This window comes from Streptomyces hypolithicus (genome assembly GCF_052934925.1).
On the sequence record NZ_CM128811.1, the window covers coordinates 23,199 to 45,077 of the forward strand.

The following is a 21,879-nucleotide window of genomic DNA, read 5'->3' on the forward strand; positions in this document are numbered from 1 at the left end:
TCGGGGCCGCCGGCTGTGCGGCTCCGGCAGCAGCGGCCGGCCTCGTCACGTCCCGTCGTTCGTCGGGCCTACTGGGGCGGGTTGCCGTGTTTGCGGGCGGGCAGGTCTGCGTGCTTGGTGCGGAGCATGTCGAGGGACCGGATGAGGACTTCCCGGGTTTCGGCCGGGTCGATGACGTCGTCGACCAGGCCGCGCTCGGCGGCGTAGTAGGGGTGCATCAGCTCGGTCTTGTACTCCTTGACCATGCGGGCACGCATGGCCTCGGGGTCCTCGGCGTCGGCGATCTGGCGGCGGAAGATGACGTTCGCGGCGCCCTCGGCGCCCATCACGGCGATCTCGTTGGTCGGCCAGGCGTAGGTGAGGTCCGCGCCGATGGACTGGGAGTCCATGACGATGTACGCACCTCCGTAGGCCTTGCGCAGGATCAGCGAGATCCGCGGCACGGTGGCGTTGCAGTACGCGTACAGCAGCTTCGCGCCGTGGCGGATGATCCCACCGTGCTCCTGGTCGACGCCGGGCAGGAAGCCGGGGACGTCCAGCAGGGTGACGAGGGGAATGCTGAAGGCGTCGCACATCTGCACGAAGCGCGCGGCCTTCTCGCTGGCCTCGATGTCCAGGACACCGGCGAGCGACTGCGGCTGGTTGGCGACGATACCGACGACCTGGCCGCCGAGGCGGGCCAGCGCGCACAGGATGTTGGTGGCCCAGCGCTCGTGGATCTCCAGGTAGTCGCCGTCGTCGACGAGCTCCTCGATCACCTTGCGCATGTCGTACGGGCGGTTGCCGTCGGCCGGGACCAGGTCGAGCAGTACGTCGCCGCGCCGGTCCGCCGGGTCCTGGGACTCGACCGCCGGCGGGTTCTCCCGGTTGTTGGAGGGCAGCATCGAGATCAGGCAGCGGACCTCGGCGATGCAGGTCTCCTCGTCGTCGTACGCGAAGTGCGCGACGCCCGAGGTCTCGGCGTGCACATCGGCGCCGCCCAGCCCGTTGTGGGTGATCTCCTCACCGGTCACCGCGCGGACGACGTCGGGGCCCGTGATGAACATCTGCGAGGTCTCGCGGACCATGAACACGAAGTCGGTCAGGGCGGGGCTGTAGGCCGCGCCGCCCGCGCACGGGCCGAGCATCACCGAGATCTGCGGGATGACACCGGAGGCGCGGGTGTTGCGCTGGAAGATGCCCCCGTACCCGGCGAGCGCCGGGACGCCCTCCTGGATGCGGGCGCCGGCGCCGTCGTTGAGGGAGACCAGCGGGGCACCGGCCGAGATGGCCATGTCCATGATCTTGTGGATCTTCGTGGCATGAGCTTCGCCCAGCGCCCCGCCGAAAATCCGGAAGTCATGGGCGTACACGAACACCGTGCGGCCCTCGACCGTCCCCCAGCCGGTGATCACACCGTCCGTATACGGTTTCTTCGCCTCCAGGCCGAACCCGGTGGCGCGGTGGCGGCGGAGCTGCTCGACCTCCTGGAACGAAGCCGGGTCAAGGAGCAGCTCGATGCGCTCACGGGCGGTCAGCTTGCCCTTGGCATGCTGCGCCCCGGTAGCCAGGTCACTGGGCCCACGGCGGGCCTGCTCGCGCAGCGCGAGCAGCTCCGCCACCCGGCCTCGGGTGTCTGCGGTTGTCACGTCACCTGTAACGGCGGCCCCATCGCCCGAAGGGACATCCACCATCGCCATGGCAGTTCACTCCCTCTCGTCAGCACGGGCACAGCCGACCAGGCCAACTTTACAAACCGCGAAGTTGGTTTGTATAGGGGGGCTGTTGCGGTGGCCCGCATGCCGTCGGACGCCCGGTGCGCCGGCGCCGGGCGCTATCGCCAGCTGTGCGGTGCCTGATACCCGCGGGCGAGGTCCCACCCGTGCCGTCGCGCCACCGACCGCTGCGCCCGCTCCTGCGTGCGCTGGCGGGCGGCCCGCGCCGCGAGCAACGACATCAGCGTCAGCGCGAGCACGGTCACTTCTTCGTCGCTGGGATGTCCGCGCTCGACGCGCAGTACGGCCCTGATGTCCTGCGAACCGCCCACTTCGCCCTCCCCGGTGTCATCCCCTTACGGTCGGCAGGCGCGCTCAAGGACGGCTCGGGCCCTGCTGGAGGAATGATCCCGCGCGATGCGCGATGCCCGCGCTCCCCGGCCGGGGAGCGCGGGCATCGCGCATCGCGGGATGTCCGTACGGGAGTCAGCTCACGGGCGCTCCGAGCGAAACGGGCAGTGCGCTGTAGCCATTGACGATGAAGGACGCCAGCGGCTCAAGCGCCCCAGGGGCGCCGGCCAGCCGCAGGGCGGGGAAGCGCGCGAAGAGCGCCGAGAGGGCGACCTCGGCCTCCAGCCGGGCCAGCGGAGCTCCCAGGCAGTGGTGAACACCGTGTCCGAATCCCAGAAGTTCGCGACGGCCGGTGCGCAGCAGGTCGAACCGGGCCGCGTCGGGGCCGTACTGCTGCGGATCGATGCCGGCAGCGGCGAAGGAGACGACGATCGGGTCCCCCTTCTTGAGCAGGACCCCGTCCAGGTCGATGTCCTCCACCGCGAAACGCATGGGCGAGTACGCGGCGGGGGCGTGTGTGCGCAGGGTCTCGGCGACCGCGTCCGCCCAGCTGGCCCGGCCGGCGCGTACGTACTCCAGCTGTTCGGGATGGGAGAGCAGCGCGGCGACGGCATTGGTTATCAGGGTGCAGGTGGTCTCCTGCCCCGCAGCGATCATGAGGTACAGGGTTCCGAGCAGCTCCTGCTCGGTGAGCCGGTCGCCCTCGTCACGGATCCCGATCAGCGCGGACGTCAGGTCATCGGCCGGCGCGGCCCGCTTGGCCTCCACCAGCTCCGCCAGCATGGCGTAGACCTCGGTGCGTGCGGTGTGCATCTCCTGCGCGGAGACCGAGGTGGCGAACACCGTATCCAGCCCCGCGCACAGTGAGGCCCTGGCCTCCTCGGTGACTCCGAACAGCTCGCAGATCATCTCGATGGTCAGCCGCTTGGCGAACAGCGCCCGCAGATCGACCGGGTCCGCGCCGGGCCTGGACGCCAGATCGTCGAGCAGTGCGGCGACAAGCACCCCGGCGCGGGGCCGGAGCGCCTCGGTGCGGCGCATGGTGAAGGCTCCGGCGACGAGCCGGCGCAGCCGCGAGTGCTTCTCCCCGTAGGCGAAGAGCATGTTCTCGTTGGCCGCCCAGGGGTAGAGGGGCCACTCCTCGGTTATTCGCCCTTCGATGAACGCGGGCCAGTGCTGACGCGCGTCCTTGGACACCCGCGGGTCCGTCAGCAACCGCTTGACGTAGGGCTGACGCACCACGGCCCAGGCTCTCACTCCCCCGGGCAGTTGTACCTGGGCCGCCGGTCCTTCGGCCCGCAGTCTCGCGGCTTCGGCGGCAAGATCTCTGCCCGTGACATCCAGCGTGTAAGGGCAGGCGGTCCTCTTCATCTGTGCACTCCGCTCGGCTGGTCGCTGAGTTCCGACACACCAGGCACAGAGGTCCGACGAAGCCACCCCGTCCCCTGGCACGCAATCGTGCCAGAGCACGTCACTCGGCCGCAGCCATCTCCACACCCCGGCCCTGTTCCAGGACGGCCGCCTCGTGGACGCTCGCCCCCCGCTCCGGCGAGAAGTCCATCCGCACGAGCACCGCGGGCACCGCGATGCTCGGCAGCAGATGCCGGTAGAGGTCGGCCACGCGCTCGGGCAGGTCCTCGCGCTCGGTCATGATGTTCGACAGCACCTGGACTCCCGTGAATCCGCCGACGAACAGCTGCGCCGCGGCGGCCAGGTCGACATGCGGGAGGATCTCCCCCCTGGCCCTGGCCTCCTCGAACAGCGACAGCGTGTGGTCCAGCCACGCCCGCATCGGCACCCGCCGGTCGAGGCCGTCCCTGGCCGAGCCCTGTTCCACCGTCAGCCGCACGCTGCCCTGGACGATCGGGTCGCCGGTGTCCCGCCGGAGCAGGTACGCCAGCAGCAACGCCTCGTCCACCGACTCCTGAAGCTTCAGCTTCTGCGCCGGCACCGCGGGAAGCGCACTCACCTGCCCCTCGAGCACGCCCTGGGCCAGCTCCTCCTTGGAGGCGAAGTGGAAGTAGAGAGCCCCCTTGGTCAGCCCGGATCTCTTCAGGATCTCGGAGATGCTCGCCGCCGCGTACCCGACCTCGTCGAAGACCTCGGCAGCCGCGACGAGAATCACCCGCCGCGTTCGGATGGCCCGTTCCTGGCGCGCCACGGAAACCTCCACACGATGATCAGCCAGCCGGTCCGGAGCCAAAAAAATAAACCGGCGGGTTCGTATATTACTAGCCCTACGTTACGCGAGGGATGCGGCGCCCGTACGCGGATATGCCAGCCGCGTACTCACCATCGCCCGAAGCCTCCGGCAAAAATCATGAGAACCGTCCGATCGGTTTTACGGCCTGGTGCGCGACAGGGGGCGGATCAGCCCGCGGCGTCGGATGCGGTGCATCGCAAGGCGGCGGCCATGCCTCCGCCCCCGCACCCCCAAAACGCCCCGGCCTCAGGGGCACCCGAAAGCCCGGACCCCTGCGACCTTGAACGGCGCCAGTCGGGCAGGCGCCGCGACGGATTCGTGCAAGCCCCTTGAAAATAAAACCGGTGGGTCCGTATCTTATGGCCACTGCGCTTCCCCGATACCGGATCGACGTCCACGCGGAGAGACATGACCCTGCTGACGTTCCACCAGGAAGCCCCCCGCCCCGTGAACACCTCGGAGCAGACGACTGACAGCCTCCTGACCAGCACTGGGACCCCCCCGGTCCCCGAAAGCCCTCTACCCCCCGGCCGTCCCGCGACCACGGTCGGCGAGCTCACGCGCCAGCTCTTCAACCGGGGTGACCGGGGCCGGGTCCACGCCCCCTGGCGCGCACTCATCACCACCGACGCCTTCCGTTACCGCCCGGGGCTCTCCCCCATGGAGCGCACCGAGCTCTCGTACGAGCGGCTGCGGCTGGTCAACGGCGCCGCCGGCCCGGCCGAGGACCTGCCCCTCGATCCCGACCGCCTGGCCTCCCTCCACGAGTGGACCGGTGTGGTCGACGGAGGGCTGTGCACGCTGGTGAGCATTCACTACAACCTGTTCCTGGGCAGCCTGGTCGACCACGAGGACAGCGACAGACGTGACCTGTCCGACTTCACCACGATGAAACGGACAGGAACCTTCCTCTGCACGGAGCTGGCACACGGCAACGACGCCTCCGCGCTGGAGACGACCGCGGTCCTCGACCGTGAGACCGGCGGCTTCGTCCTGCACACCCCCACTCCCGGCGCCCAGAAGTTCATGCCGAACACCAGCATGACCGGTGGCCCCAAGAGCGCGGTCGTGGCCGCACGCCTCCTGATCGACGGTCAGGACGAGGGTGTCTTCCTCTTCCTCACTCCCCTGAGCGACGAAACGGGCCCCCTGCCCGGGGTACGGATCCGCCGGCTGCCCCTGCGCACCGGCACCCCGATGGACCACTGCCTCACCGCCTTCGACCGGGTCCGCCTTCCCCGCGAGTCCCTGCTGGAGGCAGAGCACGGGCGCCTCGCCGAGGACGGGACCCTGAACAGCACCCTGGGCAACCGGCGCAAACGTTTCCTGCAATCGATCAACCGCGTCAGCATGGGCAAAATCTGCATGAGCGCCAGCAGCCTGGGCATGGCACGCGCCGCACTGACCATCGCGGTCCGCTACGCCCACCACCGACACATCGCAGGACCCAAAGCCGGCGAGCGGGTACCACTCACCGCCCACCGCACCCACCACGCCCGGCTCCTCGACGGCGTCGCCACCGCCTACGCCATGAGCTTCCTGCACCGATCAGTGCTCGCCCGCTGGACCGACCACACACCCGCGGACCGGGCCGACGCCGAGCGGCTCACCGCCATGGCCAAAGGCTGGATCACCTGGCAGGCACGCCAGATCACCATCGAGTCCCGCGAACGCTGCGGCGCCCAGGGACTCTTCCCCGCCAACGCACTCTCCGACCTACAGTCGAACATCGAGGGCGGCATCACCGCCGAAGGCGACAACCTGGTCATCTGGGCCAAAGCCGCCTCGGAAATGCTCCTCGGCCACCAAAGCGACCGGACCCGCATACCACCCGCACACGTCCCCCACACCCCCCTCACCGACCTCCGCTTCCTGCGCGGCCTCCTCGCCGAAACCGAACACCTCTGGCAGAAAAGAGCCCGCACAGCCCTACGCAACGGCCCCACCGGCAACCCCCTCGCACGCTGGAACACCGCCTCCACCCCCGCCCTGCACATGGTCTCCGCCCACATCCGCCTCCAAGCCACCGACGCCTTCCTCACCACCGCCTCACAAACAACCCACCCCCCAGCCCGCTCCCTGCTGGAAAACCTCTGCCGGCTCTTCCTCCTGCGACAACTCACCGAGCACACCGGCGACCTGCTCGCCGAACACCACCTCGACCCGTCCCACATCCACACCCTGCACAGCACAACCGACACACTGCACACCGAACTGGCCCCCCACCTGATGACCCTCGTCAACGCCTTCGACCTCCCCGAAGAATTCCTGAACTCCGTACCCATCGCCAACCACGGATACCCCGACCAGCTCAACGAACCGCACACCCACCCCCACGAAAAAGACAACACCTGACCCAACACACACCCACACCCCAGCCGGCCCGCCCCCACCCGAGACCACCGAACCGAACCGAACCGAACCCATCAAGCCCCCGACCATCACGCACTCGCAATCCACACACCCAGCCGAAATCAACACCCCACACGCCTCACACACGCGTTTCCGCTCAGAAGCTGTCCTCTTACCGAACTTGGAATGTGTCGGTCGAGCGGGAGTGCGGGGTCAGCCGCTTATTTGGGTGATCTTCCAGCTGTCGGCGCATGAAGACAGGGCCTCTTGGTAGTTCGGGGTTGCGAAACGACCCAAGCTGCCCCAGGAGGCCCTGCTGTCACAGTTCTACGTCGCTGTGTCTGTCGAGTTCAACTCGGCCGTCGTGTCGTGCGATTGCATCGCTCACCGGTTCGGTAGCGCAGCCGACCAGCCGGACCGGGCGCGCACTTATTCCTCGGACATGTCGGATGCCGAGTGGGTCGCCGTCCGTGACCTGCTACCGGTGCCGGGCTGGTCGCGGGGCAAGGGCGGCCGGCCCGAGGGCTACTGTCACCGGCAGATGCTCGACGCGATCCGCTATCTGGTCGACAACGGCATCAAGTGGCGTTCGATGCCGGTGGATTTCCCCTGCTGGAAGCGGGTGCACGCGTTCTTCTCCCGTTGGCGTGACAACAGGCTGGTCAAGGAGTTCCACGACCGGCTGCGGGCCAAGACCCGCGCGGCGGCCCTGGCCGCGGCCAAGCCGGCCCCCGCCCTCGCCGAAGCCAGCGCTACCGCTGTCGCCGCCACTGCTGCCGCGGTCACCTCCGCCAACGCAAGTGCCGCAGCAGCCGGCAAAGCCACAGCCGCCACCACTGCCGCTGTCACCGCTTGCAAGGCGGCCTAGGTGTACTGACCCGTGAGGTTGGGGACGCGGCTGGCGGGTGGTTGGCCCTTGAGCGCGGTGTGTCCGCGGTGGTGATTGTAGGTGTGCAGCCAGACGGGGTATGCCTCGCGTCGCTCGGTCTCGGTCCGGTATGCCTTCGCGTAGGCCCACTCGTCCAGCAGGGTCCGGTTGAACCGCTCCACTTTGCCGTTGGTCTGGGGCCGGTAGGGGCGGGTGCGCTTGTGTGAGAGGCTGTTGCCTTTCCGTACTTGATCGCTGACTTTCTGCTGGTCAGGCATGGTGTCGTGGGTTCCGTGGCAGACAGGAGACGTCGTGTCGTCTCGGTCGTGGAGGTTCGGGGATGCCGTCGGTGGTCGGTTTGCTGGAGGAGCGGGAACGGGGTGCCTGGCAGCGGGTTGAGGTGCTGCGTGAGGAAGCCGACCGGGTCCTTGCCGAGCTGCGTGACGCGGAGCTGTTCTGGGAGCGGTTCGTGACTGCGCGGGAGGTTCTCGCCGAGGTTCTCGCTGGTCCGGGTGGTGGTGCTGACGTCGAGGAGGCTGCCGTGCCGGTTGGGCAGGGCACTGCCCCGACGCCGATGCCGATGCCGATGGGCGGGGCGATGCCGGGGTCGGTGGTGCCGGTATGGCGTGAAGGTCTCGAGGTGTCGGCGCTGTCGCCGGACTATCAGCAGATCGTCAGGGTCCTGGCCGCCTCGGAGGCGGCGTTGACCTGCGGGGAGATCGCTTCGGCGCTCGGCTTGGAGCGCGTGCCAGCGAAGATCGAGGGCGTCCGGTCGAAGGGGGCCCGAATGGCGGACAGGGGCTGGCTGGTCAAGGGACCGTCGGGGCGGTTCACGCTCGCGCCGGGGCTGCGAGGCGGCGGGTCATGAGCATGGTCATCGACCACAGGACCATCGCCTCGCTGGAGTCGGGCCGCCGCTCGTAGTCACGGGCCAGGCGGCGTGAGCGGAGCAGCCAGCCAAAGGTGCGTTCCACCACCCATCGGCGCGGGAGTACGACGAAGCCGGATGTGTCGTCGCTGCGTTTGATCACGGTGACGATCAGGTGCAGCACGCTCAGGGCCCAGGTGATCAGGGTTCCGGTGTAGCCGCCGTCGGCCCACAGTCTGGTGATCGTGGGGAAGCGCTCGCGCAGGACGGGCAGCATGTCGGTGGCCGCCTGGCGGTCAGTGACGTCGCCCGCGGTCACGTTGATCATCAGTAGCAGGCCGATCGTGTCGCAGATCAGGTGTCGCCGCCTGCCGTTGATCTTCTTCCCTCCGTCGTAGCCCCGACTGCCAGCACCGACGACTGCGTCGGCCTTCACGGACTGCGAGTCGATGACCGCGGCCGTCGGCTCCGCTTCCCGACCCGCCGCCTCGCGGACCTTGCCCCGCAGCCGGTCGTGGAGCTCGGCGACCAGCCCGGTCTCCCGCCATCGGCGGAAGAAGGCGTAGACCCGGTCCCAGGCCGGGAAGTCCACCGGCATCGCCCGCCACTTGATCCCGTTGTCCAGGACGTAGAAGACGGCGTCGAGCATCTGGCGGTGGCAGTAGCCCTCCGGACGTCCGCCCCGGCCCTCCAACCACGCCGGCACCGGCAGCAGCGGACGGATCTGCTGCCACTCGGCATCCGTCAGATCCGTGCCATACGCCGGCGCCCGGCCGGGCTGATCGGCCGCGTTCCCGAACCGGTGAGCGAGACAATCGCACGACACGACGGACGAGTTGAGATCCTCGCCCTCGACCGCGTACAACATAGACAACAGGGCCTCCAGGTGCGATCGGCGTCTCAGCAACTCCGAACTGCACCAGGGGCCCTGTCCTCATGCACGGTCACAACCAGGTTCACCCGCCCCGGCAGCCACTTTCGATCACATCGCACTCAAGATCGATAGGACAACGGCTTCTGAAATGCCCTGCTCGGCGAGGGAGTTGCGCCACAGGTGTGACTTGTAGCAGGAGCCGTTGTCGGTCAGGACCCGCTGGACGGTGATGCCGGCGGTGGCGAAGTAGGCGTGGGCCCGTTGCCAGAATCCGACGGCGGTCTCCTTCTTCTCGTCGGTGAGGATCTCGCTGTAGGCCAGGCGGGAGTGGTCGTCGACCGCGTTGTGCAGGAAGCTCATCCCGGCCTTGGCCCGGTTCTTGCGGCCCGCTTGCCGGCCGAGGACCTTGTGGCCGCCGCCGTCGGGGATGTTGCCGAGTTTTTTGATGTCGACGTGCACCAGGTCACCGGGGTGGTCGTGTTCGTAGCGGCGGATCACCCGGCCGGTGGCACGGTCCAGGTGGGCCAGGCGGGCCAGCTTGTAGCGGGTCAGGACACGGTGGACGGTCGCCGGGTTCAGCCCGAGGAGGTAGGCGATGCGGGCCGGCCCCCAGCGGCGCAGGATGCGGACCTTGATGATTCGCCGCTCGGTGCGGGTCGGCGTGCGACGTGGGCTGTGGTGCGGGCGCGAGGACCGGTCGCTCATCCCGGCCTCGCCCAGCTCGCGGTAGCGGGCGGCCCACCGCTGTGCCGTCGTGGGCGAGACCTGGAAGCGTTCGGCGGCCCGGCGCAGGGGCCAGCCGTCGTCCACGACGCAGCGGGCCAGCCGCAGACGGCCGGTCTCGGTCAGGGGTGCATTACGGTGGGGCATGAGGGCCTTCTGTCGTTCGGTGGAGATGTCGCAATCCACACCGAACCCGGAAGGCCCTCACTTGTTCAAGATCACCCGACCGTGATCACTGTCACCAACCTCCGTGGACAGAACACCTAGGTGGATTGAAACAGGTGCCTCGTTGACACGCGCGGGGCCTTGCTCCCAGCGAACGAACGCCGCCCGGCGCTTGAAGCGCCGGGCGGTTTGCACTGATCACACGCTTCGTGCTCTTCGGGTCTGTCGCCGACCTTATGCGCCCTCCGCGTCCGGCGGGCGGCTTGTTGGTCAGCCGACGCAGCCGGGTACCGCTGGTGAACTGCCAGTGCAGTTGTTGGGAGTGTTGCCGCCGATGGGGGACGTGGTGATCGTCATGGTGCCTTTTTCACGGTAGACGCCGCCGGCCGTCAAGAGGGCCTTGTTCGCACTGACCGGTGTGCTGGTCAGGGTGGTCGCGGTGGAGTTGACCGCGGCGATGCCGCCGCCCTGGTAGCCAGTGTTGGCTCCGTTGATGAAGCTGCTGGTGGTCGTCAGCGTGCCTCGCTTGCCGTTGTAGATGCCGCCGCCCCGGCCGACGGCGGTGTTGGCGGAGACGGTGCTGCCCGTGAATGTCGCCGTCGCCCCCGTCGCGGGCGCGTCGATGTCCTTGTTGGCGAGGCCGCCGCCCTTGCCCAGGGCTGTGTTGCCGCTCAAGGCGCTGGCGGTGAGCGTCACAGCGCCGTAGTTGAGAATGCCGCCGCCGTCCGTTGTGGCCTTGCCGTGGCTGAGGGTGACGTTCCCCTTGAGGGTGAGATTGCCGCTGCCGGCGACCTTGACGATGCGGAAGGCGGGTGTGCCCAGCGATGTGGAGCGGGTGATGATGTTGTTGCTGCCCGTGAGGGTGATGGCCGTGGTGATGACCGGGAGCGCATTGGGGCCGTCACTGTCGCTGCTGTGCGACCCGGTGATGGTGTAGGTACAACCAGCCGCGAGGACGACGTTGCCCCCGCCGGCGGCGTTGGCGGCGTTGACGGCGGAGATGAGCGCCGTCTCATTGCATGCCACGGCCGCCTGCGCGGAGGTCGGGATCAAAACCGTCGTTGCCGCAGCCAGGACGGCTGCTCCGGCAAGAACTGGGATGCTGCGGATGCGTCGCACGGACGCCCCTCTCTCATGCCTCATGGCGCGTTCCTGATGGTGCCGGGGCATTCGGCGTGCTGCCTGTGCCGGTCCCCTCGGCTTTCGGAGTGTCCCGCGGGAGGACATGGGCGGACAGGCGCAAGGGCGGGGCGTACGGAAGCGCACATGTTGAGAGCAAGTATCCGCGCGCCCCCTTGCCGGTCCCCTCTGCACGCAAGAGGGAGCCGGAAGCCCTTCGACGTCACCGAGTGGGCGGGGCACCCAATCCTGAAGCTGTGCAGCGCGGGGAGGTCGTCGGTCGCCACGGCCTCGATCCACGCTTGGAGGTCGGCGGGTTCCTGGTCGGGGTCCTTGTGGTGGGCCAGCAGTTGGGCGAAGGAGGCGACGTGGCCGGTCAGGGCGGTCATCTCCGGGCAGGCGGTGGTGAGCTTGCCGTGGTGGGCGCGCTGTTCGTCGCTCAGGTGGTCCGGGTCTGTCATGGTCCAGGAGGTGAGCCGGCGTATGGAAGGGTCGGCCAGCGGCTCCTGGTCCCGTCCTTGTTCGAGGTAGCGGACCAGCAGGTTCGGGCTGCCGGTGTAGCCCATCGCGCGGATCTCCGCGAGCAGGGCGGTGGTGGCCACCGGTCCGGCGGCGCGGCGGGTGCGCAGGTGGTCGCGGTAGGGGTCGACCAGGCAGGGCCGGTACTGCGGCGGGCGGATCAGCTGGTCGGGGTCGGTGGTGTGGGCGTATCGCTTGACGGTGTTCAGGGACAGGCCCAGGCGTCGGGCGGTCTCGCACAGCCCAGTGCCGGCCTCCAGCGACTCGTGGACGGCGGCGTGGCGTTGCACGGTGCGCTCGTTGCGCGACCTTGGTGTCACCTCGGTCGGCCGGGCGCGCCAGCAAGCGGCGTGGGCTGCCACGGTTTTCTCCACGGCGGCGGTGAGGTTGTGCCACAGGTGCCAGCGGTCGCTGACCTGCACCGCGTCCGGCAGGCCGTCGGTTATGGCCTGGGCGTAGGAGGCCGAGCCGTCCCGGCAGACGATTTCCACCCCGGGATGGGTGCGCAGCCAGGCGGTCAGTGTCTGCGCGGTGCGGTCGGCCAGCACGTCGACGCGGGCGTGGGTGCGGAAGTCAATCAAGATCGTGGCATAGCGGTGGCCGCGCCGTAGCGCGAAGTCATCGACTCCCAGGACCCGCAGGACCGGGCACCGTGGCAGCGGCAACGCCATGAGCAGGCATAACAGCGTGCTGCCGCTGACTGCTTGGTGCAGGTGCGGGAGCAGCCGTGCCGCTGCCCTGCCCGCGAGCTCCACCGGCGCTGCACCCAGCAGGCCCTGCAAGGCAGGGGTCCGCCGCTGATAGCGGACCGTCAACCCGTCCACCTGCTCGGCGAACGTGGCCTTCGGGCAGTCTGGGTCCTCGCAGTACAGGCGCCGCACGGACAAGTCGATCACCATGGGACGGCTGCCGACCGCCTCATCGGCGACGTGCCGCACGTACCGGCTGTGCACCCAGTCCGACGGACGGCCGCAACCAGGACACATGACCGGGACGTTCCGGGTCCGCGCCGAGATCCGGATCAACCCGGCCCCGGCCTGCACTTCCTCGACCACCACCGCCCCTAACTGGGGCAGCAGGACCTCCAGCTCGACATCGCTCATCCCACCAGACTGCACCCGCACTGACGCACCGTCACGCGTGCCGACTGACCCGATCAACAGCTACGAAAATCTTGGAAGAGCCTAATTCCTGATAGACCCGGCTAGGCTGCGGTGTCGTACGTGTAGTGCGGTGTGTGGTCCAGCATGTCGGCGGGCGTCACGTCGTTCCACGGGCGCATCGTGTCGCCAAGGCCCACGACGTTCGGCGTGCTGGCGGCCGGAAGGTACGGGGAGCTCGGGTGGCGCTGCTGCCACTGTGACCAGAGCTTGTCGATGAAGACGTGGTGCATCCAGAAGACCGGATCGTTCGGGGAAGCACCGGTCGCCATCTGGCCGCCGACCCAGACATGGACGCGGTTGTGCAGATTGACGCCACGCCAGCCCTCGAGATGGTTGCGGAAGCCGTCCGACGCGCTGTTCCACGGTGCGGCGTCGTAGGTGGGCATGGCCAGTACGGAGTCGACCTCGGCCCGGGTCGGCAGTTGGCGCCCGTTGGTTCCGAGGGTGCGCCGCAGGTAGGTGCGCCCGTCGACGCGGACGGTGACGGACCAGGCCCCCGACGAGGCCGCGAACGGGCCGTCCATGACCTGGCCGTCCCGGCCGCGGCCCGTACCGCCAAGGAAGTCGGCCGCCCAGAGCGAGGAGGCGGCGGTACGGTCGGCGGTCCAGTCCCAGTACGGCACCGCGACGGACGCGTCGACGGACTGCAGCGCCTGCTCGAACTGTATGAGGAATCTGCGGTGCCAGGGCAGGAAGGACGGCGAGCGGTGGCCTACGCGGTCCCCGTCGTCCGTGTCGCTCATGATGAAGGCGTTGTGCGTGGTGATGAACGTGTCGTACCGCCCGTCCCGCTTGAGGGCATGGAGGGCGTCGACGAAGCGCCGCTTCTCCTCTGAGGTGAGCTGGGCCTGGTTCTTGCGTACGGTCATTGCGGTGGTGCTCCGGATCAGGAGAGGGCGAGCGGGACGAGGACAGCGCCCTGAAGGTCGAGTACAGCTGCGCGGGCCAGGGCCCGCGGTGTCGCTTGCGGCTCGTAGTGATTGACGACGCTGATCCACGTGCCGTCGGCATTGCTCATCACGTGCAGCTCGTCGCCGTCGATGCGGACGGTGTAACCGCCCCCGTGGTGGGCCCCGTGGTGGCCTTCGTGACCACCACGGGGCGCACCGCGGGAGGGCTCACCCTGTATGCGACGGCCCTTGTAGACCTCGTCGAAGGAGCCCGGTGCGGCCGCGCGGACGGCACGCCGGGACCCGGCGGCCTCGGTCTGCCCGGTGCTGAGCGCGGCGGCGTGCGCGGCGGCCTGCGCAGTGCCGTAAGCAGCACCGGTCGCGGCGAGGCCCGCCGTGGCGCCGACGGCGGCGCTCAGGGCCTGGCGGCGGGTGAGTCTGGACATGCGTGAGCCCCCGGTGGGTTGGTGGTGGTGGGACAGCGGCCCGCTGGTCGGTCGTGCCGCCGCGGCCATGCCTACAGGTCGGCGGGCGATCGGCGTAGTCGTCGCAGAGGGGTTGGCTGCGATACGGACATGTCGCCATGCCCAGTGCAGAGTTGAACGAAGTTGATCTTGCGTTTTCGACGCCCTCGAACCGCGGAGACTGCAAATCCTGCGCCGCGTGCGGCAATCAGGTGAAAGATCTACGGAGGGGGCGGACGGACTGTGCCCGGCGTCACTGCGAGAACATGTCCGGAACGTTCCGTGTCCCACGTGCCCAGTCCGGCCGGGTCAGGCCTGAGGCTCCGAGAAGGCGGTCCGCGAGGTCCCGGAACCTCAGGCCTGACCGGCGAGCCGTCTGCCGGGGCTCCAGCCTCACAGCCGCGGCAGTGTCCTTGCGGTCGGCCGCCCCGCGCAGCTCACGCAACTGCCCGGAGATCCGCTCGGCCAAGCCGTTCTCCGTGCTGTGCCGGACCCGCTCCCAGGTAAGTTCGAGGCCGGTAACATCCCCGGCGACCGCACCTGCGTCCTCGGCGGTGGCGTCCACTTTCAACTGCCGTGCCCACAGCTCCATCCGGTCCGCCTCGACGGTGGCCAGTGGTTCGTAGCGCAAATGCAGGTCGAGGTCGTTCTGCGCGACTCGCAGCGCCGCCCCGCGCGTCAGTTCGGCGTCCCGTGCCTTGACGGCCGCGGTGAGCGCGTCGACGTCGCGGTTCATCTGCTGGGTGAGCACCCGCGGGACGTTGTCCGAGGTCCGGTACACGTCCCACGCGGCGCGCACCTTCCCCACCTGCGCCGGGTCACCCGGCTCGCCGTGTGCCGCATGTACGGAGTCCGACACAGCGGTGAGGTCGGCCGGGACCGGACCCGGTTCGGGCGTTCGCCGCCGGGTCGAGCCGCAGGTCACCGGCGGTGAGCGCGGCGGGCCGCTCACGGGGGTCACGGCGCAGCAGCGCCCGCAGCCGCGCCAGCAGCACGGCGTACGAGAAGGGTTTGGTCAGATAGTCGTCGGCACCGGTGTCCAGCCCCTCGACCTCGTCCCCCTCCCCCCTCCTTGACGGTCAGCATCAGGATCGGGGTCCAGTTGCCCTCGGCTCGCAGCGCCGCGCAGACCCGGTAGCCGTTCAGGCCCGGCAGCATGATGTCGAGGACGATGACGTCTTAGTACTGCAACCGCATGTGGCGTGACAGGGCGCCGTCTTGGTCGTTGGACTGACTGTGTGATGAATCGCTGACGGTCGCGCAGATCGAGAACTGGTCCGAGGGGATAGCCGATCTTCATGCTCGCTTTGCGGGCCGTTTCGGCAGGTCGGAGCCGCGTGAGCGGGCGCTGGACTACCTGAGTACGTTGCTCGCACCGCTGGAGAAGAAAAACGGGTGGACGCTGGCCGAGCAGGCTGGCCAGCGTCGCCCCGACGGTTTCCAGCGGCTGCTGAACTTCGCCGACTGGGACGAGAATGCCGTCCGTGACGACGTGCGTGACTTCGTCGTCGAGACGATCGGCGCCAAGGACGCGGTGCTGATCGGGGACGACACCGGCTTCCTGAAGAAGGGCGTCAAGTCGGCCGGTGTCCAGCGGCAGTACTCCGGAACGGCCGGCCGCACGGAAAATTGTCAGATCGGCACGTTCCTGGCCTACGCCTCCGTGAAAGGCCGGGCGCTGATCGACCGGGAACTGTATGTCCCCGCCTCCTGGACCGATGACCGCGAGCGGTGCAGGCAGGCCGGGATCGGTGACGAGGTGCCCTTCGCCACGAAGATCGAGCATTTCAAGTGGATGCTGCAACGCGTGATCGACGCCCGTGTCCCCTTCGCCTGGGTCACTGCGGATGAGGCATACGGCCAGGTCAAACACATGCGGGCCTGGCTGGAGGAACGGCACGTCGCCTATGTACTGGCCACCAAGGTCAACGACATCGTGACCACCACCGATGGTGCGGTCGCCGAGGTGCGCGACCTGATCACCGCAGTGCCCCGGCAGAGATGGAAGCGGATCTCCGCCGGAGCGGGCGCGCACGGTCAGCGGTTCTACGACTGGGCCCGGATCGCTGTCCGCCCGCAGTGGCAGGACGGCTTCGGGCACTGGGTCCTGGCCCGCCGCAGCATCAGCGACCCCGCCGAGATCGCCTACTACGTCTGCTACGGCCCCGCCACCTCCCGGCTGAAAGACCTGGTCAGAACCGCTGGCGCACGGTGGCAGGTGGAGGAATGCTTCCAGATCGCCAAGGGCGAATGCGGCCTGGACCACTACCAAGTTCGTCTCTACCGGGCCTGGTACCGGCACATCACCCTCGCGATGGCCGCCCTCGCCTACCTGACCGCCACCCGTGCCGCAGAAGCCACAAAAGGGGCAGCCGAGACGACGAGCAAGACCTCATACCCCTCAGCGTCCCGGAGATCCGCCGGATGATCGGGCACGTCGTCATCACGCCCCGCTGCCACGACAACGAGCACCGTCTCCGCTGGTCACACTTCCGACGCCGCAGCCAGGCCCGAGCCCGCCGCTGTCACTACCAACGCCGAGGCCAAAACCCACACATGCGGTTGCAGTATTAGGTGTGCTCCCGCGCCGCCACCGGCCCGTCCGTGCCGTCGAGGGCCACGTCCACCGCGAAGCCCTCCGCCTCCAAGCCGTTGCGCAGCCCTTCGGCGAAACGCTCCTCATCCTCGACGACCAGCACCCCGCATGCCCCGATTGTGGCGCCCTGGCGCTGAACCGGAGCTGAACGCGCGGGAGTGTCGGCGACCTGCAGCCGCCGACGGTACCGCCCGGCCCCATACGCTGCCCGACGGATGCACGCGCCGGCCTGGGCTCGCCTTCTGAAATCCCGTCGAACTCTCGCGACGTAATGCCTACCCTGATGGCATGGCCCATGCGAAGACCTCATACGTGTGCCTGCCCTGCCGGGCCTCGTACAAGCAGCCGTACGACCGGGAGAGGCATCGGAACTGCCGTGCTGTGGCTGGCAGATGATCCATGCGGGGTCGGCCTTCTCCCCGCCCCTGCGGCGGGACACGGCGGGCTGGCGGGTGCTCTCCGCCCTGCTGAACACGGGCGTCGGCTTCCACAAGACTTGCTGTGGCGGACCCGGATACCGGCCCCGCACTCTGCGCGAGGCGAGGGAGCGGCTGACGTACGCACGGCGTACCGGCGAGCCTGTCGCCAAGGCCGCTCGTACGGCACGATGTGCCGTGACGTGACACGACAGTCCGGCGGGGTTCGTGAGCTGCGAGTGGCCCGTAGGCGTCTTGAGCGAGAGGAGCGAAGACAGCAGATGACATCGACAACGTTTCGTATCGGTGGGGATCTGAGCGTGGGACGGCTCGGGTTCGGAGCCATGCGCCTGCCGACCGAGTTGGGCCCCGACCGTGAGGCCTCTCTCGGGGTCGCCCGGCGGGCCGTCGAGCTGGGTGTCACGCTGATCGACACCGCCCACATGTACGGCGGGGGAGCCAACGAGGAGCTCCTGGCTGAGGCCCTGTACCCGTACTCGGGCGGGCTGCTCATCACCACCAAGGTCGGAGTCGCACGGTCGGTGTCAACGGGCGAATGGGGTCTGGACGCTCGGCCGGGGGTCCTTCGCGACCAGGTCGAACAGGCCCTGCGCCGGCTGCGTGTCGAGCGGATCGAGCTACTCCAGTTGCACCGCATCGACCCTGACTGGCTGTTGCTCATTCGGTCGGGATGCTTGACGGTCGAACGGGGATGCCAGTCGGATCCACCTTCGGATGATCATTTAGCGGTCCGCGCATGAAAGCAGGGTCTCCTGCACAGCTCGGGGATGTCGAAGTCCAACGAGCAGGAGGAGACCCTGGTGCTCCAGTCTGTCGCGCTCGCGGCCATGACGTCCAACTCCGGCGTGTCGCGGTGCGATTGCCTGGCCCACCGGTTCGGGAACGCCGGCGACCACCCTGACCGGGCAGCACGCTATCCCTCCGATACGACCGACGCCGAGTGGGCGATCCTGCGTGCGGCCATGCCCGTCCCGGCCTGGCTGGAGAGCCGGCGCGGACGCCCGGAGTCCTACTGCCACCGCCAGATGCTCGACGCCGTCTTCTACCTCCTGGACGGCGGCATCAAATGGCGTGCGATGCCCATCGACTTCCCGCCCTGGGACCGCGTCTACGCCTTCTTCCACCGTTGGCGGGACCGCGGACTGACCATCGAGCTGCACGACCGGCTGCGCGCACGAGTACGCGAGGACGCCGGACGCGACCCCGAGCCGACCGCCGCCATCATCGATTCGCAGACCATCCGCTCCACCCCCACCGTTCCAGCGGCCACCTCCGGCTACGACGGCAACAAGAAGACGGTCGGCCGCAAACGCCACCTGCTGACCGACACCATCGGCATGCTGCTGGCCGTCACTGTCACCGGCGCCGATGTCGGGGACCGCGACGCCGGCCAGCGCCTGATCCAACAGGCCGGCGCACGCCACCACCGCATCCGGCTGATCTGGGCCGACGGCGGATACACCGGCTTCCTCGTGTCGTGGTGCGCGGCTGTACTCGGCCTGGTCCTTGAGATCGTCAAACGCAGTGACGACGCGGAAGGCTTCCAGATCCTGCCGCGCCGCTGGGTAGTGGAGCGCACCAACGCGTGGCTGTGCCGCACCCGCCGCCTGGACCGTGACTACGAGCGGCGCACCTACTCGTCCGAGACGATGATCTACTGGTCGATGGTCATGCTGATGCGGCGCCGGCTGGCCCGCCGGCCAGGGTGAACTTCCCCGCCGATGCCTGGGCCAGCCAGCCGCGCTCTGCCAGGCGGCGTGCCCGGGAACGCACCACTCCCTCGATCTTCGACGGTGTCAGCTCGATGCCCATCGCGGTAGCGATCTGTTTACAGGCCATGGGCTCCTCACCGCGGTGCCGGGCGTCGGCCAGAACGGCAAGAATGCGCTGGTAGTCCACCGCGAGCGCTCCAGGATCGGCACCAGGACTCCACGGCGGCAAGATCGATCCGGGCCGCGCGGCAACGACGGCCGAAGGGCCCAACTCGCTCACCACGACGGGAACTTCAGGCTCTCCTACCGCCTGCCCGACCGGTTCGCCGGCGGGGCCAGCAGCGTCGTCCTGATGCTGCCCGGCCAGGACCCGGCCGACCCGCTGCTGGGCGATGACCAACTCCTGCCAGTCTGTCTCGGACTCGTGCAACTCAGCCAGCAGCCGGTCCGTCTGCTCACGCAGCGCCTCCACCCGCCGCCGAGCGGCACGTTCTTCGGCTTCCAACAGTCCCATCACCGACGGCATCGGCAACATCCTCCCTCTCGGCAGCAACATGCTGGAACAGTTCTGCCGCACCACCGGGGCACCTATGCCTGACCTGCAGAAACCAGCCGATCACACTCGAAAGAACAACAGCCACTGAGACACCTCTGGCCGACCAGCTCGGCGCGCTGCGGGAGCTGCAGTTGGAAGGCAAGGTCGGCCGGATCGGGCTGTCCGAGGTGACCGTCACCGAACTCGAGCGGGCACGGGAGATCATCGACGTCGCGAGCGTGCAGAACCGCTACAACCTGCTCGACCGTGAGCACGAGCCCGTGCTCGCAGCCTGTGAGGCGGCGGGGATCGCGTTCCTGCCGTGGCGGCCTGTCGCGGCAGGGGCGTCAGGCGCGACGGCCGAGATCGCCGCGGTGGCGGCCGAGATCGGCGCCACGGCCACGCAGGTCACGCTCACGTGGCTCCTCGACCACTCTCCGGTCATCCTCCCGATCCCGGGCACCGCCCGGATCGACCACTTGGAAGAGAACGTCGACGCAACGCGGCTTCACCTGTCCCCGGCCCACCGCGACCGTCTCAACCGACTGGCTGATCAGGCATAGAGCGACTCTGTCGGGAATCTTGAGGACGGGCAGTAAACGATCGTGATGTTGCGTCAGGCTCGTTGGAACGTTCCGCCCACGTGCCCCAGGAGCCTGACATGTCCCTGCGCCCTCACCCCGGAGCCGAGATCCCGCCGCTGACTATGAGGGTCGCCCGAGCCAGCAACCCCCACGGCACCACCGCGATGTGGATCCGCGACCGCCTCGACGGCCTGTGGAACGACGAGGACTTCACCGCCTGGTACTCCCGTGACGGCCGCCCCGGGCTCTCGCCCGCACAACTGGCCACCGTCTGCGTGCTGCAGTACGCGATGAACCTGTCCGACCGCCAGGCTGCCGAGGCGGTGCGCTGCCGCATCGACTTCAAATACGCCCTCGGACTGGAACTGGAAGACCCCGGCTTCCATCACAGCGTCCTGTCCGACTTCCGCGACCGGCTCGCCGAAGGCGACCGCGCCGACCGGCTGCTGGGCCTCGCGCTCACCCGGATCCGGCAGGCCGGCCTGCTCAAGGGGCGCGGCAAGCAGCGCACCGACTCCACCTACGTCCTGTCCGCCGCACGGGAGCTGACCCGCCTGGAGCTGGTGACCGAGGCGGTCCGCGCCGTCCTGGAGAACGTGGCCCTTGACGCGCCGGAACTGCTCGATGAACTGGTCACCGCCGAGTGGGCCGAACGCTACGGTCGGCAGGTGCGCCTGTGCTCCCAGCCCAGCCACCCCGTCGCCCGGCTCGAGCAGGTGGGCACCGACGCCGGCGAACTGCTGCAGCGACTTGACGCCCGCTTCACCGCCGGCGCCGTCCCGGTGCAGGCCCAGGTGCTCCGAACGATCCTGGTCCAGCACTTCCTGCTGGACGGGCGCGGCCGGTTCCGGCCGCGCACCAAGCGCGACGGCCAGCCGCCTTCCCGGGTGCAGATCGAGTCGCCCTACGAGACCGAGGCCCGCTTCACGCGGCGCGGCGACACCCGCTGGACCGGCTACCTCACGCACGTGACCGAGACCTGCGACGAAGAGCGCGTCAACGTCATCACGGACGTGGCCACCGTCGTCTCCAGCGCGGATAGCCAGGCGCTGCCCGGCATCCATGCCCGCCTCAGGAGGCTTCGCCTGCTGCCCGGGCAGCACCTGGTCGACGGCGGCTACACCTCCGTCGCCGGCATGGACGCCGCCGCTCGTCTCCACCGCGTCACCCTGGTCGGACCGCTTCCCGCCAGCACCTCCCCGCAGCACCGGGCCAAGGACGGCTTCGGCCGGGAGAACTTCGTCATCGACTTTGACCAACGCGAAGTCACCTGCCCCAACGGGCAGGTCAGCGGCAACTGGCAGGACCTCCCGGTGGCAGAGCCGACCTCGGTGACGGTCCGGTTCGACGCCCGCCAGTGCGGCCGCTGCCCCGAGCAGACCGCGTGCACCCCGGGCCCGTTTCGCAGTCTGTACTTCCCGACCCGCCGCCTGCACGAACTCCAGGCCAAGAACCGCGCCGATCAACAGGATGCCGACTGGCGCAGGCTCTACGGACTGCGCTCCGGGGTCGAGGGCACCATCGAGGAGTTCGCGCACGGCCATCGAGGACGCCGGTGCCGCTACCGCGGCCTGGCCAAGACGCACGTCCAGCACGTCCTGACCGCACTCGCGATCAACGTCGAACGGCTGAGCCTCCAAGAGCCCGCCGACTCCACCCACCGGCCTCGCCCACCCACGGCATTCCAGCAGTACCTCGACGCACGCGGCCTGCCCCGACCCCTGTGGTGGCGGCAAGGCAAATGACCCCGGAACTCAAGATT

General features: G+C 68.8%; 18 protein-coding genes and 6 pseudogenes. 9 read left to right on the forward strand and 15 right to left on the reverse strand.

Annotation, left to right across the window (positions count from 1 at the left end):
* Positions 1-68: 68 nt before the first annotated feature.
* The 4 genes from ACU6WZ_RS00125 to ACU6WZ_RS00140 all read right to left on the reverse strand — a co-directional run bounded on the left by ACU6WZ_RS00125 (position 69) and on the right by ACU6WZ_RS00140 (position 4,206).
* Positions 69-1,673, reverse strand: a complete 1,605-nt coding sequence (locus tag ACU6WZ_RS00125) for an acyl-CoA carboxylase subunit beta (protein WP_447034303.1) — start codon at positions 1,671-1,673, stop codon at positions 69-71.
* 140 nt (positions 1,674-1,813) lie between these two features.
* Positions 1,814-2,026, reverse strand: a complete 213-nt coding sequence (locus ACU6WZ_RS00130; RefSeq protein ID WP_447031045.1) for an acyl-CoA carboxylase subunit epsilon — start codon at positions 2,024-2,026, stop codon at positions 1,814-1,816.
* A gap of 154 nt (positions 2,027-2,180) precedes the next feature.
* Positions 2,181-3,416, reverse strand: a complete 1,236-nt coding sequence (locus tag ACU6WZ_RS00135; RefSeq protein WP_447031046.1) for a cytochrome P450 family protein — start codon at positions 3,414-3,416, stop codon at positions 2,181-2,183.
* A gap of 100 nt (positions 3,417-3,516) precedes the next feature.
* Complete coding sequence (locus ACU6WZ_RS00140; protein ID WP_447031047.1) at positions 3,517-4,206, reverse strand: ScbR family autoregulator-binding transcription factor; 690 nt, start codon at positions 4,204-4,206, stop codon at positions 3,517-3,519.
* Between the two features lie 450 nt (positions 4,207-4,656).
* Here ACU6WZ_RS00140 and ACU6WZ_RS00145 point away from each other — a divergent pair, with 450 nt between their 5' ends.
* Both ACU6WZ_RS00145 and ACU6WZ_RS00150 read left to right on the forward strand, forming a co-directional pair.
* On the forward strand, positions 4,657-6,603 hold the full coding sequence (locus tag ACU6WZ_RS00145; RefSeq protein WP_447031049.1) for an acyl-CoA dehydrogenase family protein: 1,947 nt from the start codon (positions 4,657-4,659) through the stop codon (positions 6,601-6,603).
* Between the two features lie 439 nt (positions 6,604-7,042).
* Positions 7,043-7,468: a transposase gene (locus tag ACU6WZ_RS00150; RefSeq protein ID WP_447031050.1), complete on the forward strand. Its 426-nt coding sequence runs from the start codon at positions 7,043-7,045 to the stop codon at positions 7,466-7,468.
* On the opposite strand, the pseudogene ACU6WZ_RS00155 reads toward ACU6WZ_RS00150, so the two are convergent.
* Positions 7,465-7,698, reverse strand: a pseudogene (locus tag ACU6WZ_RS00155) (integrase core domain-containing protein); the annotation flags it as partial. The gene ACU6WZ_RS00150 and the pseudogene ACU6WZ_RS00155 overlap by 4 nt on opposite strands.
* Positions 7,699-7,808: 110 nt before the next feature.
* Between ACU6WZ_RS00155 and ACU6WZ_RS00160 the strand changes: the two are divergent.
* Positions 7,809-8,336 carry a hypothetical protein gene (locus ACU6WZ_RS00160; RefSeq protein WP_447031051.1) on the forward strand — a complete coding sequence of 176 codons (528 nt, stop codon included), beginning with the start codon at positions 7,809-7,811 and terminating at the stop codon, positions 8,334-8,336.
* Here the strand turns inward: ACU6WZ_RS00160 and ACU6WZ_RS00165 are convergent.
* From ACU6WZ_RS00165 to ACU6WZ_RS00200, 8 genes and pseudogenes are all read right to left on the reverse strand, one after another.
* Complete coding sequence (locus ACU6WZ_RS00165; RefSeq protein WP_447034305.1) at positions 8,299-9,204, reverse strand: IS5 family transposase; 906 nt, start codon at positions 9,202-9,204, stop codon at positions 8,299-8,301. The two genes, ACU6WZ_RS00160 and ACU6WZ_RS00165, sit on opposite strands and share 38 nt — an antisense overlap.
* Positions 9,205-9,366: 162 nt before the next feature.
* Positions 9,367-10,080, reverse strand: a pseudogene (locus tag ACU6WZ_RS00170) (IS481 family transposase); the annotation flags it as partial.
* Between the two features lie 288 nt (positions 10,081-10,368).
* Positions 10,369-11,217, reverse strand: a complete 849-nt coding sequence (locus ACU6WZ_RS00175; RefSeq protein ID WP_447031052.1) for a right-handed parallel beta-helix repeat-containing protein — start codon at positions 11,215-11,217, stop codon at positions 10,369-10,371.
* 20 nt (positions 11,218-11,237) lie between these two features.
* On the reverse strand, positions 11,238-12,839 hold the full coding sequence (locus ACU6WZ_RS00180; RefSeq protein WP_447031053.1) for an ISL3 family transposase: 1,602 nt from the start codon (positions 12,837-12,839) through the stop codon (positions 11,238-11,240).
* 101 nt (positions 12,840-12,940) lie between these two features.
* Entirely contained in the window at positions 12,941-13,768 is an 828-nt protein-coding gene (gene melC2, locus ACU6WZ_RS00185; RefSeq protein ID WP_447031054.1) for a tyrosinase MelC2, read from the reverse strand.
* Between the two features lie 17 nt (positions 13,769-13,785).
* Positions 13,786-14,235, reverse strand: coding sequence for an apotyrosinase chaperone MelC1 (gene melC1 / locus ACU6WZ_RS00190; RefSeq protein ID WP_447031055.1), 450 nt, complete (start codon positions 14,233-14,235; stop codon positions 13,786-13,788).
* Between the two features lie 271 nt (positions 14,236-14,506).
* Positions 14,507-15,112: a hypothetical protein gene (locus ACU6WZ_RS00195; RefSeq protein WP_447034333.1), complete on the reverse strand. Its 606-nt coding sequence runs from the start codon at positions 15,110-15,112 to the stop codon at positions 14,507-14,509.
* Positions 15,113-15,152: 40 nt separating this feature from the next.
* Positions 15,153-15,432, reverse strand: a pseudogene (locus ACU6WZ_RS00200) (response regulator); the annotation flags it as partial.
* A gap of 85 nt (positions 15,433-15,517) precedes the next feature.
* Between ACU6WZ_RS00200 and ACU6WZ_RS00205 the strand changes: the two are divergent.
* On the forward strand, positions 15,518-16,681 hold the full coding sequence (locus ACU6WZ_RS00205; protein ID WP_185302568.1) for an IS701 family transposase: 1,164 nt from the start codon (positions 15,518-15,520) through the stop codon (positions 16,679-16,681).
* Between the two features lie 142 nt (positions 16,682-16,823).
* On the opposite strand, the gene ACU6WZ_RS00210 is transcribed toward ACU6WZ_RS00205, so the two are convergent.
* Positions 16,824-16,952 carry a response regulator gene (locus tag ACU6WZ_RS00210; RefSeq protein ID WP_447031056.1) on the reverse strand — a complete coding sequence of 43 codons (129 nt, stop codon included), beginning with the start codon at positions 16,950-16,952 and terminating at the stop codon, positions 16,824-16,826.
* Between the two features lie 185 nt (positions 16,953-17,137).
* On the opposite strand from ACU6WZ_RS00210, the pseudogene ACU6WZ_RS00215 reads away from it, so the two are divergent.
* From ACU6WZ_RS00215 to ACU6WZ_RS00225, 3 genes and pseudogenes are all read left to right on the forward strand, one after another.
* A pseudogene (locus tag ACU6WZ_RS00215) lies at positions 17,138-17,467 on the forward strand (deoxyxylulose-5-phosphate synthase).
* Between the two features lie 79 nt (positions 17,468-17,546).
* Positions 17,547-17,963 (forward strand): annotated as a pseudogene (locus ACU6WZ_RS00220) (aldo/keto reductase); the annotation flags it as partial.
* A 90-nt stretch (positions 17,964-18,053) separates the two neighbouring features.
* Entirely contained in the window at positions 18,054-18,995 is a 942-nt protein-coding gene (locus ACU6WZ_RS00225; protein ID WP_447028586.1) for an IS5 family transposase, read from the forward strand.
* Here the strand turns inward: ACU6WZ_RS00225 and ACU6WZ_RS00230 are convergent.
* Positions 18,955-19,578, reverse strand: a complete 624-nt coding sequence (locus ACU6WZ_RS00230; protein ID WP_447028587.1) for a hypothetical protein — start codon at positions 19,576-19,578, stop codon at positions 18,955-18,957. The two genes, ACU6WZ_RS00225 and ACU6WZ_RS00230, sit on opposite strands and share 41 nt — an antisense overlap.
* 65 nt (positions 19,579-19,643) lie before the next feature.
* On the opposite strand from ACU6WZ_RS00230, the pseudogene ACU6WZ_RS00235 reads away from it, so the two are divergent.
* Both ACU6WZ_RS00235 and ACU6WZ_RS00240 read left to right on the forward strand, forming a co-directional pair.
* A pseudogene (locus ACU6WZ_RS00235) lies at positions 19,644-20,096 on the forward strand (aldo/keto reductase); the annotation flags it as partial.
* 98 nt (positions 20,097-20,194) lie between these two features.
* Positions 20,195-21,862 (forward strand): IS1182 family transposase, encoded by a 1,668-nt coding sequence (locus ACU6WZ_RS00240; RefSeq protein WP_447030939.1) that lies wholly within the window; start codon positions 20,195-20,197, stop codon positions 21,860-21,862.
* The last annotated feature ends 17 nt before the right edge of the window (positions 21,863-21,879 follow it).

Coding starts and splice junctions, on each gene's coding strand:
- ACU6WZ_RS00125 (WP_447034303.1), bottom strand. CDS start 1,673: ATGGTGGATGTCCCTTCGGGCGATGGGGCCGCCGTTACAGGTGACGTG.
- ACU6WZ_RS00135 (WP_447031046.1), bottom strand. CDS start 3,416: ATGAAGAGGACCGCCTGCCCTTACACGCTGGATGTCACGGGCAGAGAT.
- ACU6WZ_RS00145 (WP_447031049.1), top strand. CDS start 4,657: ATGACCCTGCTGACGTTCCACCAGGAAGCCCCCCGCCCCGTGAACACC.
- ACU6WZ_RS00150 (WP_447031050.1), top strand. CDS start 7,043: ATGTCGGATGCCGAGTGGGTCGCCGTCCGTGACCTGCTACCGGTGCCG.
- ACU6WZ_RS00160 (WP_447031051.1), top strand. CDS start 7,809: ATGCCGTCGGTGGTCGGTTTGCTGGAGGAGCGGGAACGGGGTGCCTGG.
- ACU6WZ_RS00165 (WP_447034305.1), bottom strand. CDS start 9,204: ATGTTGTACGCGGTCGAGGGCGAGGATCTCAACTCGTCCGTCGTGTCG.
- ACU6WZ_RS00180 (WP_447031053.1), bottom strand. CDS start 12,839: ATGAGCGATGTCGAGCTGGAGGTCCTGCTGCCCCAGTTAGGGGCGGTG.
- melC2 (WP_447031054.1), bottom strand. CDS start 13,768: ATGACCGTACGCAAGAACCAGGCCCAGCTCACCTCAGAGGAGAAGCGG.
- melC1 (WP_447031055.1), bottom strand. CDS start 14,235: ATGTCCAGACTCACCCGCCGCCAGGCCCTGAGCGCCGCCGTCGGCGCC.
- ACU6WZ_RS00225 (WP_447028586.1), top strand. CDS start 18,054: ATGTCGAAGTCCAACGAGCAGGAGGAGACCCTGGTGCTCCAGTCTGTC.
- ACU6WZ_RS00240 (WP_447030939.1), top strand. CDS start 20,195: ATGTCCCTGCGCCCTCACCCCGGAGCCGAGATCCCGCCGCTGACTATG.